At 35.5% G+C, this 11962-nt stretch carries 12 protein-coding genes and 1 pseudogene; 8 read left to right on the top strand and 5 right to left on the bottom strand.

Annotated elements, in window-relative coordinates; all coding sequences use genetic code 11:
- Nucleotides 1-11 precede the first annotated feature (11 nt).
- Nucleotides 12-146 carry a hypothetical protein gene (locus ACFCYJ_RS26560; RefSeq protein WP_376078872.1) on the bottom strand — a complete coding sequence of 45 codons (135 nt, stop codon included), beginning with the start codon at nt 144-146 and terminating at the stop codon, nt 12-14.
- 261 nt (nt 147-407) lie between these two features.
- Between ACFCYJ_RS26560 and ACFCYJ_RS26555 the strand changes: the two are divergent.
- The 4 genes and pseudogenes from ACFCYJ_RS26555 to ACFCYJ_RS26540 all read left to right on the top strand — a co-directional run.
- Nucleotides 408-664: pseudogene (locus ACFCYJ_RS26555) on the top strand (efflux RND transporter permease subunit); the annotation flags it as partial.
- A gap of 67 nt (nt 665-731) precedes the next feature.
- A complete protein-coding gene (locus ACFCYJ_RS26550; protein ID WP_376078870.1) occupies nt 732-1817 on the top strand; it encodes an SDR family oxidoreductase in 1086 nt (361 codons plus the stop codon).
- Between the two features lie 430 nt (nt 1818-2247).
- Nucleotides 2248-3012, top strand: a complete 765-nt coding sequence (locus ACFCYJ_RS26545; protein ID WP_370045326.1) for a TerC family protein — start codon at nt 2248-2250, stop codon at nt 3010-3012.
- 103 nt (nt 3013-3115) lie between these two features.
- Nucleotides 3116-4471: a TrkH family potassium uptake protein gene (locus ACFCYJ_RS26540; protein ID WP_376078868.1), complete on the top strand. Its 1356-nt coding sequence runs from the start codon at nt 3116-3118 to the stop codon at nt 4469-4471.
- Nucleotides 4472-4932: 461 nt separating this feature from the next.
- Here the strand turns inward: ACFCYJ_RS26540 and ACFCYJ_RS26535 are convergent, their stop codons facing one another.
- Nucleotides 4933-6672: a B12-binding domain-containing radical SAM protein gene (locus ACFCYJ_RS26535; protein WP_376078866.1), complete on the bottom strand. Its 1740-nt coding sequence runs from the start codon at nt 6670-6672 to the stop codon at nt 4933-4935.
- 211 nt (nt 6673-6883) lie between these two features.
- Here ACFCYJ_RS26535 and ACFCYJ_RS26530 point away from each other — a divergent pair, with 211 nt between their 5' ends.
- Both ACFCYJ_RS26530 and ACFCYJ_RS26525 read left to right on the top strand, forming a co-directional pair.
- Nucleotides 6884-8347, top strand: a complete 1464-nt coding sequence (locus tag ACFCYJ_RS26530) for a PAS domain-containing sensor histidine kinase (protein ID WP_376078864.1) — start codon at nt 6884-6886, stop codon at nt 8345-8347.
- Between the two features lie 120 nt (nt 8348-8467).
- Nucleotides 8468-8914 (top strand): MarR family winged helix-turn-helix transcriptional regulator, encoded by a 447-nt coding sequence (locus tag ACFCYJ_RS26525; protein WP_376078862.1) that lies wholly within the window; start codon nt 8468-8470, stop codon nt 8912-8914.
- Between the two features lie 325 nt (nt 8915-9239).
- Here ACFCYJ_RS26525 and ACFCYJ_RS26520 read toward each other — a convergent pair whose 3' ends face one another.
- From ACFCYJ_RS26520 to ACFCYJ_RS26510, 3 genes are all read right to left on the bottom strand, one after another.
- Nucleotides 9240-9938, bottom strand: a complete 699-nt coding sequence (locus ACFCYJ_RS26520) for a hypothetical protein (RefSeq protein WP_376078860.1) — start codon at nt 9936-9938, stop codon at nt 9240-9242.
- Nucleotides 9939-10001: 63 nt separating this feature from the next.
- Nucleotides 10002-10616: a CPBP family intramembrane glutamic endopeptidase gene (locus tag ACFCYJ_RS26515; protein ID WP_376078874.1), complete on the bottom strand. Its 615-nt coding sequence runs from the start codon at nt 10614-10616 to the stop codon at nt 10002-10004.
- A 78-nt stretch (nt 10617-10694) separates the two neighbouring features.
- Nucleotides 10695-10886 carry a YkvS family protein gene (locus ACFCYJ_RS26510; protein ID WP_053594765.1) on the bottom strand — a complete coding sequence of 64 codons (192 nt, stop codon included), beginning with the start codon at nt 10884-10886 and terminating at the stop codon, nt 10695-10697.
- 124 nt (nt 10887-11010) lie between these two features.
- On the opposite strand from ACFCYJ_RS26510, the gene ACFCYJ_RS26505 reads away from it, so the two are divergent.
- On the top strand, nt 11011-11199 hold the full coding sequence (locus tag ACFCYJ_RS26505) for a hypothetical protein (protein ID WP_376078858.1): 189 nt from the start codon (nt 11011-11013) through the stop codon (nt 11197-11199).
- 90 nt (nt 11200-11289) lie between these two features.
- Complete coding sequence (locus ACFCYJ_RS26500) at nt 11290-11466, top strand: Spo0E family sporulation regulatory protein-aspartic acid phosphatase (protein WP_376078856.1); 177 nt, start codon at nt 11290-11292, stop codon at nt 11464-11466.
- Nucleotides 11467-11962: the final 496 nt, after the last annotated feature.

The following is an 11962-nucleotide window of genomic DNA, read 5'->3' as shown; positions in this document are numbered from 1 at the left end:
TGTTGCTGTCGCTACGCTTTCGCACAGATAAAACAATTGTTGCTGTCGCTACGCTTTCGCACAGATAAAACAATTGTTGCTGTCGCTACGCTTTCACACAGAGCAAAGCTTCCTGGGGGCGTCCGATGAGCCGCTTGGGCCAGCACGATGTTGGTTCACGAAGGCGTTATCACAGGACGTGATGTTCTTAGCCTTCGTTTCGTTCCTCTATTGCTAATCCCCAAGGAGTCGCCCAGTCTCCACTCCAATCAACTTACATATGGCATATGCTTAAACAAATTGCATCTCCTAATTTTGGCGGTGAGTTATATTTTAAACCTATAAAAAATGGGGAAGTTTCTAAATTCATAAAATATTCTGCTTTTCGGGTATTATAGAAAGGAAGAGATTAAAAGGAGCTTGTAATAATGAACATTAGTAATTTTTCTATTAAAAGGCCTGTTTTTACAATAGTTACGATGCTATTAGTCATTATATGAGGTGGCGTTTCATTATTAAAAATACCGATTCGCTTATTCCTGAATTACGTTCATCAATAGGCATCGTTGTTACCAATTATCCTGGTGCAAGTCCAACAGAGGTTAATGAGAAAATAACGAAGCCTTTAGAAACAACACTTGCCACCTTTCCTGGGATAAAAAAACTACAGTCTACCTCTCAAGAATTGCCGAGGCATAATTGATTGGATAAAACAACAAGGAAGAAGCGGTAAGTTTAGGGGGGGATGAAAGATGGGGGTTCATTTTTTTACAGGTTTTCCGGGTTTTATTTCAAGTCAATTAATACGAGAGTTATTTCGAAAAAATCAATCACAGGAAGTAATCACTATTGTTTTAGCTGGCGAATTAGTAAAAGCAAATTTAGCAAGAGCAAATATACTGGCAGAGTTTCCTACCTGTTCTATTCATATTGTAGAGGGAGATATTACATTACCAAGTCTCGGTCTAGAAAACCAAGCTGTACAGGAAATTGTACCTCAAATAGAGGTGCTCTGGCATCTAGCTGCAATATATGATTTAGCCGTACCACGCGATATCGCATGGAAAGTAAATGTGCATGGTACAACTATGGTCAATGATTTTGTTCGGACACTTCCGAACTTAAGACGCTATATGTATTTTAGTACAGCGTATGTGGCAGGAATACGTGAAGGTATTTTGCGTGAAAATGAATTAATTCGCCCGCATGCATTTAAAAACTATTATGAGGAAACAAAATATGAAGCTGAGCATCGAGTGGAGGATTTGAAATCAGAAATACCACTGACAATTATTCGACCTGGTATCGTGCGTGGACATTCTGAAACAGGAGAGACGATTAAATTCGATGGGCCTTATTTCTTTTTAAATATGGTGGATAAATTAAAATGTCTACCTTTTATCCCGTATATTGGTCAATCGAAATCTACAATAAATGTGGTGCCAGTGGATTACATTATAAACGCTTCGACTTATTTAGTTGATGAAAAATGTGCTGAAGGGAAAACTTTGCATCTAACGGACCCAAATCCGCATCCTGTGCAGGAAGTGTATCGGACGATGGTAAAGTTATTAACGAACCATTATCCTAAGGGACGATTACCGGTAACACTAGCAAGACTATCTTTGCAAGTGCCACTTATTCGACAAAATCTAAGGGTTGAGCAAGAAACTTTAGATTATTTAACTTGGGATGCTAAATTCGATACATCGGAAGCAGTTACTATTTTGAAAAAAGGTGGTATTACATGCCCCGACTTTATACAGACTATGCCTAGAATGATTGATTTTTATTTAGCGCATAAAGAAGATAAAAGTTATCAAATTCAAATAAGGTGACTTCAAGTAGTAATTCACGAGAGTTGAAGCAAGCGGCTCAATGCTCGCCCGCAGGAAAACGAGTAGCCCGCAGCTGAAATCAGAGCCTTCTCTTATATAGTAGAGGTAGGAAATTTTGCTACCCATATTTGATAGTGCTATAATAAGTTTACAGAAGAAATACCTTCGACGTTTTGTCAAAGGGGAGTAGCTAACAGATACGAGCGATGTATCTGGATTACATTCGTCATTACATGGTTTTTACCATCGGGTGTGATAAGCGAATAACTCTATACTAGTACTACTAGTAATAGAGAGGTGCTGATGAAGTGTCAGTTATGTATTTGCTAAGCGAGACCTTTGCCTTTTTATAGAGGCAGAGGTCTTTTTCTTTTGAACTCGTATAGTAATGACTGTTTTGGGTATACAGAGCTTTAGAGGAGGCACATGAATGGAATCAATTGTATTACAATACGGTTGGGTACTTATTGTACTTGTAGTATTAGAAGGGTTATTAGCTGCAGATAATGCAGTTGTAATGGCTGTGATGGTGAGGCATTTACCACAAGAACAACAAAAAAAAGCACTGTTTTATGGTTTATTCGGCGCATTAATTTTCCGATTCTCAGCACTCTTTGTCATTACAGTATTAGTGAATTATTGGCAAATTCAAGCGTTGGGAGCAGCTTATTTATTATTCATGTCCGCCAAAAATATATATGACTTGCGTTATAAAAAGGATTCAGAAGAAGAAGCTAACGAAGAAGTGGGGAAAAAGGGCTCCGGTTTTTGGATGACAGTGCTTAAGGTAGAGGCCGCGGATATTGCATTTGCTATTGATTCTATGCTTGCGGCAGTTGCCATTGCTGTAACTTTACCAGAGTTAGGAAACTTTGATATTGGTGGCATTAATGGTGGACAATTTATCGTCATGTTACTTGGAGGGTTTATCGGGGTTATCATGATGCGATTTGCGGCACAATGGTTTGTAAAAATATTAAATGACTATCCTTCACTTGAAACTGCTGCGTTTTTAATTGTAGGCTGGGTAGGCGTGAAGCTTGTTGTATTAACTTTGGCACATGAGAAGGTGGGTGTTTTACCTGCAGAGTTTCCACATTCAACTGTGTGGGAGTTAACTTTCTGGATTGTACTAGTGGCCATCGCATTAGTAGGTTATTTAGTGGGAGTTCGTTATAAAAATAAAGCTCAATAATCATTAAGAGGAATAGTCGTACTATTCCTCTTTCTTTTTTTAAGTATTTTTCCTATACTAATATCTATCGAGTTTGGCATCATATAAGGAAGGGGTTGTCAAAGTGCCCTGGAAAAGATCAAAAAATAGACTTGTTACACCTTTTCAGGTGCTTGTCTCTTATTATTTTATAGCTATAGCGATTTCCTTCCTGTTACTACGGCTACCAGGCGTTCATCAAGAAGGTGTTAATGTTTCGTTATTAGATAGCTTGTTTACGGCAGTAAGCGCAGTTAGTGTAACAGGTTTAACAACATTCAATATATCTGAAAGCTATACAACATTTGGACTCGTGATGGTACTTGTCATTTTACAGCTTGGCGCAATTGGCATTATGTCACTTGGTACCTTTGTCTGGTTACTTGTTGGGAAAAAAATAGGAATGCGTGAGCGTCAGTTGATTATGATCGACCATAATCAATACAATTTGTCAGGGGTTGTTCAATTAATTCGGGAAATATTGAAAATCTTAATCGGTATTGAAGCGATGGGTGCGCTTATTTTAACTTTACACTTTACAAAATATTTCGATACTTTTGAGGAGGCCACGCTGCATGGTGTCTTTGCCTCCATTTCTGCTACTACAAATGGTGGCTTTGATATTACAGGTATGAGTTTACTTCCATTTCATAACGATTACTTTGTTCAAGTAATAACGATGGTATTAATCGTACTTGGTGCGATAGGCTTCCCAGTATTAATTGAAGTGAAATCGTATTTACTTAATCGCCATGCAAATTTCCGCTTTAGTTTATTTACAAAGATAACAACCTCCACATATGCAATTTTATTTGCGGTAGGGGCTCTCGTTATTTTATTGCTTGAATCATTCCATTCCTTTAAGGGAATGTCTTGGCATGAGGCTCTTTTTTCTGCAATGTTCCATTCTGTTTCAACACGATCAGCTGGACTTACGACATACGATGTCACAACTTTTAGTGAAGCGACAGATATTTTTATGAGTTTTTTAATGTTTATTGGTGCTTCACCAAGTTCAGTTGGTGGCGGGATACGTACAACAACGTTCGCTATGGCTATTCTATTCCTAATTACCTTTTCACGAGGAAGGGAAGATATTCAAGTATTCGGACGTGAAATACATTTAATCGATGTATTCCGCTCGTTTGTTGTTATTTTATTGGCATTCTTTATGGTATTAGTTGCGACAATTATTTTACTCATTACTGAGCCACACGCATCACTGATTCAAATTATTTTTGAAATTACATCAGCGTTCGGAACGTGTGGGATGTCTTTAGGGATCACCTCTGATTTATCTGTAATTGGTAAAATTATCATTATGATTTTAATGTTTGTTGGTCGTGTCGGTTTAATCTCCTTCCTTTACACTCTTGGTGGTGGTGGTAGAGGCAAAAAATCAAGTTATCACTATCCTAAGGAACGTGTAATTATTGGGTAAAGTACTAAAAAATTAAGAAAGAGCTAATTTAGCTCTTTTTTAATTTCCTTAATATTTATATGGTACCTAAAAACAAGGATTTTAAGGAACTTCATTTAGATTACCTTAGTAGAAAATCTATTCATAAAAGAGTCTTAGATTGTTTAATTGACAAAAAAACTGCTGGCGCCACAAAGTTGTCAAAAAATTTTAAATTGTTTTTCCTGATTATTATGGTTTATTAATAGGTAATATTTACAAGAGTAGGGTGTTAGTGGGTTGAGGATTTCGTACTAAACTTTTTTAGGGTAATGCCTCTAAGAGCTTCTGTTAAGCGTAATAAAATTATGGTTTTTTCTGACAATATGGTCGATTAAAAAAGTAATTGTTTGGTTTCACTTTTAGGTAACTGATAAATTTAAGAATTTTTTATGAATGAAAAAACGCTAGTCCTAATTTTATTAAAGGACTAGCGTTTCTTATTATATAGAGTTGATTGTTGCAAAATATGGTGCTTGACCGTGACGGAAGTAAGTTAATAGATAGCCGTTTTTTTGTACAATTTTGCCTTTTGAGAAATTCTGGAAATCTATGTGGTGTGGAATAATGAGCGTATGTTTAAACAACTCTTTTTCAGATAGATTGAAGCTGGCGAATACCTCACCTGCAATTGCAGGGTTTTCACGTAAAGCATTATAAAGTGCTTTTTGTTGTTCCTCTGTAGGGCGCTCCTTCCACCATAATTTACGTGGCTGGAACTGTTGAATCATTAAATAATCTAGTTGCATTAGGCTTTGAATGATAGTTAAATCAGCACCCTCTACAGTTTCTAAAAACATTAATAAACGAAGGAATAAATCCTCGAGCTGATGACCGATACGCGACCAGCCTTTTGTTTCCCAATAAGTACCGAAGTTTTGGAAGAAATCAAATGGTGTTTCAAAGACTTCCGTTACTAAATATTCAATCGTATGATCCATACGGTGATCGTTCCAGTATTTCTCAAGTACATCCTCAGCATGTTTAATGCGTACAATATCATCAAATGTTAAGACATTGTTTGAGAAGATCTCGTAAGGAGATTGGTCCACATACGTATAGCCGAATTTTTCAGCCTCTAGACGCAGGCCTGTACCACGCAGAAGCTTAAGGAATCCAAGCTGTAATTCTTCTGGTCGCATTGCGAAAACATCATTAAAGGTTTGACGGAAGCTTGCATAATCCTCCTCTGGTAAACCAGCGATTAAATCTAAATGCTGATCAATCTTTCCACCTTCTTTGACCATCGTCACTGTACGCGTTAGTTTTTCAAAGTTTTGACGGCGCTTCACAAGAGTATTTGTTAAATCATTCGTTGATTGAACACCAATTTCAAAACGGAAAAGACCTTTTGGTGCGTTATCATTTAAAAACTGGATAACCTCAGGACGCATAATATCTGCGGTAATTTCAAATTGGAATACAACCCCTGGCTTATGTTCATCGATTAAAAACTGGAACATTTCCATTGCATAGCTGCGGCTTATATTAAATGTACGGTCAACAAATTTGATAGTACGTGCACCATTGTCCATCAAGAATCGAATATCTTCTTTTATTTTTTCTCGGTTAAAATAACGAACCCCTACTTCAATAGAAGATAAACAAAATTGACAGCTAAATGGACAGCCTCGACTTGTTTCAATATATTGAATTCGTTTGCTTAGATGAGAGCGGTCCTCCTCAAAACGAAATGGACTTGGCAATTCACGTAAATCTATTTTTGGTGCTTGTGCGTGAATCCGTACTTTACCATCCTCTAAGTAACAAATCCCTGGAACATCCTCCAATGCAATTTCTCCATGCAAATGGCGTAGTAACTGTTTAAAGGAAGTTTCTCCTTCACCCATAACAATAAAATCAACCTCTTCAATTCTACGTAACCAATGGTGAGAATCGTAAGAAACTTCAGGACCTCCGAGCAAAATTTTAACATTTGGACAGACAGTTTTTAACATCTTGATGACGTGAATAGTTTCTTCAATATTCCAAATATAGCAACTAAATCCTACAATATCAGGTTTTTTTTGAAACAAATCTGATACAATATTAAAAGCAGGATCTTTAATTGTATATTCTGCAATGATTGGATTAAATTCTGGTAAAGCAGCACCTTTTAAATAACGCAATGCTAAATTTGTGTGAATATACTTTGCGTTTAATGTAGTTAAAATAGTATTCATGCAATAATCTTCCTTTCAATTTCTAATTGTAACAGTCAAGTAGCTGTCGTACAATATAATCCTTTTTGCCTATTTATTTTGTGAACAGTTCGTGAAATAATTTTAAATACTTAAATTTACTAAATTTTGTAATAATAGAATCGTGCAGTCATAAAGTATAGTAAAGGCTCAAAATTCGATTAAGGGGTTTTTTACTCTATTGAAAGGTTCGGTGAGAAAGTTGAAGCAAAATGATATTAATCAATGTTTTGGAAATCTTATGACAAGTACTTCGTCACCAACACTTATTCTTAATAAAGTAGGTAAAATTTTGAACGTGAATGAGGCTGCTAGTAAACTTTTTAACCTCAATTCTTCGTATATTGACTATTTAACAATGGACGAGCCATCTAATTTAAATTGGGCAAAGTTCGTTAAACAATTACAAAGTGATTTGAGATCAGAAGAAATCTTCAATATTCGAACAACTGGTAATGAATTTGAAATGATGTCCTTCAAATGTTTTTATGATCCGAACACAGAAGAAATTGTTGCGCAAATTTCAACGTTAAATAATGATGTAGCTCATGAACTATATGTTAGTCAAGAGCAGGAGAGATCACAATCTTTCCATGCTTATGATCACTTACCGTACGCTATTATTGTAAGTGACGCTAGCGGGATTATTCTTGGGCTAAATAAATATGCTGAGATGTATTTAAAAATAGAAAAATCGCAGCTTCTGCATAAGGCACACCAGCACATCTTTGATACATTTACGTTGAAGAAAGGCCAAATTACATCATACCTTTCTAAACTGATGGGTGAAAAGCATGCAAATATTCATGTAGTCGATGAAACGCCAGTTATTAGCCCTTGCTATTATGAAATTTCAAGTATCTATGATGAATATAACAATATTATTGTCACAGTCATTAATGATGAAACAGAAAAGAAACAACTTCAACATAAAGTTGAACATCAGCAAGCTTTAAATGTTGTCGGTCAAATGGCCGCAAGTATCGCCCATGAAATTCGTAATCCATTAACTTCTTTAAAGGGCTTTACCGAATTATTAAAGCTAAATGCTGATGAAGAGTCCCGTATGTACTTATCTGTCATCGATAGTGAACTCCAACGGATGGAACAAATTTTATCCGAGCTTTTAGTATTGTCCAAGCCAACAAGTATGAAAGTGGAATTACTAGAGCTAGATAACATTGTAAAGCAAGTGATTGAGTTTATGCTTCCAGATGCGCTTATGAAAAATATTATGATTCAATACATTTCTCCTTCTACACAAGTATACATTGGTGGCAATGAGAATCGCTTAAAGCAAGTGTTCATGAATCTTATTAAAAATGCGATGGAATCCATGAATAATGGTGGAACGATCACAGTAGAAATGAATGCTGACTGTGCGATTGTAGAATTACTGATTAAAGACGAAGGTGTCGGCATGGACAGTGCTACCCTTCAAAACTTATTCCAACCTTTTTACACGACGAAATCAGCAGGGACAGGACTAGGCCTTGCTTTCGTGAAAAAGGTGATTGAAGAGCATGAAGGTGTAATAGGTGTGAATAGTGAATTACAGAAGGGGACATGCTTCCACTTACAATTCCCAATTTACACATTTAATCAGGTGGATACAATGGATGTGTCCGCGAAAGATTCTGCTTATTTAGTAACATAAAAAGAGTCAATGTGTACCATAAACGACCATACAAGGCTTAGAATCAAATATTGCTTTTGACAATGCTTTTCTAATATCGCTATAATGGCATGTATAAAAGCGAATTGAAAGGAAAAGGATATGACGTCAGAAGATATAAAGCAATCTTTAAAATTATATATCGTATTATCACGTGCACATAAAGCAATTAATGAGACAACCCAACAATTTTTTCAAGAGAATGGACTAAACCCTACTGAATTTGCTGTCTTAGAGCTTCTTTATCATAAAGGAAGACAGCCATTACAGCAAATTGGCAATAAAATTTTGCTTGCTAGTGGGTCTATTACGTATGTCATTGACAAACTTGAAAAAAGAGGATATTTATTACGTGTTTCCTGTCCGTCAGATCGTCGTGTTACTTATGCAGAAATTACGGACAAAGGTGAAGCATTTATGGGAGAACTATTTCCAAAACACGAACTGCATTTACATGAATTGATGAGTGTGCTATCTATTGAAGAAAAAGAGCAAGCTATCACTTTATTAAAAAAATTAGGACTGTCTATTAAAGATTTGTCTTATTAAAAAGGGTTGTCTCAAGAATTTGAGGCAACTTTTTTATTTAGGTAGTCGCTTTAAAAAGGTTAGGGTAATGACAAGGTGAAGCTTAAACCTGTATGCCAAAAAAAATTCTAGAACGCCCCCTTGGAGATTAGCGTCATCGATAAGGGAGGCGTCGAAGGCTAAATGTATCCCACCCTGTAATAACGCCCTCGTGACCGCTCTTAGCCACTCTTTGGACAATCACCCAATTGGAACGGAAATCAACGCAGTTAATGGTATAAACCCTATTAAAAATAATAAAAAGACTGTAGAGCAAACAAGTTTGTCTACAGTCTTTTTTGAATCATTATTTTTTAGAAATAGTTGCTGCCATTTTAAGCATAGCATCTGTTAAATCTAGTTCCTCATTATCGTGAATTGTTAATTTTATAATTAAACCATCTTTTTCAAAAACAACGCCGATTACTTTTTCTTTTTCTTCAGCAAAATTCACAACATAACCTTCAATGTTTTTAACATCTTTAAATGCAGCTAGATCCTCAGAAGATAATGATGATGTATCACCAACAGCATTCATATAATCTTGCATAGTTGTTTTTGCTTCATCATAGCTTGATTGTGACACATCTTCGATACGCATGAATACTTCAGCATTTTCATTAGAAACTAACATGTCTTTACCTGGTTCTTCTTGAGAAAGTGTAAATCCAGGTAGTTGTTGCATTTTATAGCCTTGATCAGCGCTTTTTGATTCGCTTGCTGTTTCAGTTTTGTCTTTGCCTTTTTGTACATAGTTAACTTCTTGTTTTGTTTTAGTTGCACTATCTTCATTGTCTGTAGTGTCTTTATTTGTTTCATTGGTTGTAGGCGTTTCTTGTGAGTCATCTACCGCTTTATCCGTAGATGATGGTTGTTGCTGTTGTTCAGTATTTGATGGCTCATTTTTTTGAGCATCAGAATCCTCTGTTTTGTCAGAAGTATTACATCCTACGACTAAAACAGCTGTTAATAATAATGCGGGTAGAGAAAATAATTTTTTTTCCATGAAAAGCCCTCCTTTTTTAATTAAACGTTGGTAAAGAGAAAATGTTTCCAAATTTTAATGTTATTATGTTAAAGGTAACACTAAAAATAGGAGTAGTACAAACACTACATGGGATACAATAACAAGTGGCATACTCTTACGCCATTCATATAACAAGCCCCAAATAAGGCCGGTTACAAGTGCAGCAATCATACCAAGTATAAAGCCGCTTATTGCAATAGAGATTGCACATAAAATCGCTGTTACAATGACGGCAAAAGTAGGTCGCATAAAGCGTTTTAACTGTTGTTGAACATAGCCACGCCAAAAGAGCTCTTCACCAATAGCAACAATGAATACGAGTAAAATATAGTGCCAAATATTCTGTGGTCCATAATTTGCTAAAAACTTTTGTACTGATTGTACCGATGAAGCATTAATATATGGTGCAAGCCAATAGCCAAAGCGTATAATACCGTATGTTATTGTACCGTATCCAATACCGAAAAGTAAAAATTTCCATGTTGTTAACTGATCTTCAATTTTACCAGCTAAAATTGCAATCGCAATACATACAAGTAAAGTAAATGCATATAGGTACCAAAATACAGCTTGGTTAGCAAAGGTAAAAGCAAGCATGCCATAAACGAATAATAAAGAAAGGAGCCATATTATTGTTTGTTTCGAATTTGTAAGCATCATTCGACCTCCATGCTTTTAATTTTAACAAAAAAAAAGTCCCATATCATCTATAAAGACAAATAGGGACTATTCAGACTATTGAGCTTCATTTGTATATAAAATTTTGTAACGTTTATGGTTGACGACCGTCTTTTCTTCAATTTCAAGGGAATCGAAATTCTCCATGTATGTTAAATCAACGATCACCGAATTTTCATTTACTTTTTCGACTATACCTTGTAAGCCATCTTTAAACTCGATAATATTTCCAACTTCAGCTATTTTCACAGACAGTCAGCTCCTTCATCGACTAATAATATACAGTTTGCATGAAAAAATGGGAAACGTAAAGCCTTTTTTGAATAATTCATAATTAAAGACACAGAATGCTAAAAAAGAGAGGAATAGAAAAATGGAAAAATACGAAAATATGCTTAAACAATTACAAAACGGGGAATTAAAAAGTATAGAGATAGAAAAGGAACACTTTTATGAGTTTCGAGAAGTACTTGTAAAACATCCTTTATTTAAACATTTTAGAGGTGAGGCCAAACAAAATGGACGCGTAATCTATACTTATCAAGAAGTTCCAAGAAGCTAATTTGTCGAACATTGTCGTAAGTTAATGCTGTAAGAAATGAAATATAAATGTATAATAATGGTATGATTATTTGTGTGTGGAGGGTTATGAATGGTCAATCTACTCTTGAAACAAATGGAACAAACTCGTGAGATGATGATTCGTTCAGGTGTAGAGAACGGGTTACAAAATGCGAAAACCATTCAACTGAGTCGCAGATTAGATCAGTTAATGAATACTTATTATAGACAGACAACATTTGAAGAAGAAGAAGGTCAAGAAGATTGAAAGAATGTTCCAGTATTCAGAGTATAAAACTTTTTAAATAATATGTTTAAAAAGCAATTTGGTGGGGAATACTTATTTTGAACACAGCAACATTCTCATTTCCCCTTTAGAGCAGTGATACCCCATCTACTGCTCTCTTTTTTTTGTCTTCATTACACCAAGGTGAAATTGATTTACTCGTATATATGCAGCGCATAAAGTTTTTAGTACAAGTTAATAAGAGAAGTTTGAATTATCGCACTTATTGAACTACACTGAAAGATGAAAATAGGTGCTATTGGTTAATAATAATTGATCGATAGCCTTGATACAAAGGAGTATGTACATATGGGAAAAGAGAGTATTGCATTTATCGGTACTGGCGTTATGGGTAACTAAGCTGTTACAACAAATTTAGACAGAACTATACAAACCTGTATAGAAGCATAGATTTATAACAGAATACCCTTCGTATCAAGCGATTGGTGCGAACTCCACGTTAATTGCTTTTAACTCC

The sequence above is a fragment of the Lysinibacillus sp. NPDC056232 genome, assembly GCF_042267565.1.
Lineage (GTDB): Bacteria > Bacillota > Bacilli > Bacillales_A > Planococcaceae > Lysinibacillus.
This window is presented reverse-complemented; position numbering and strand designations above follow the sequence as displayed.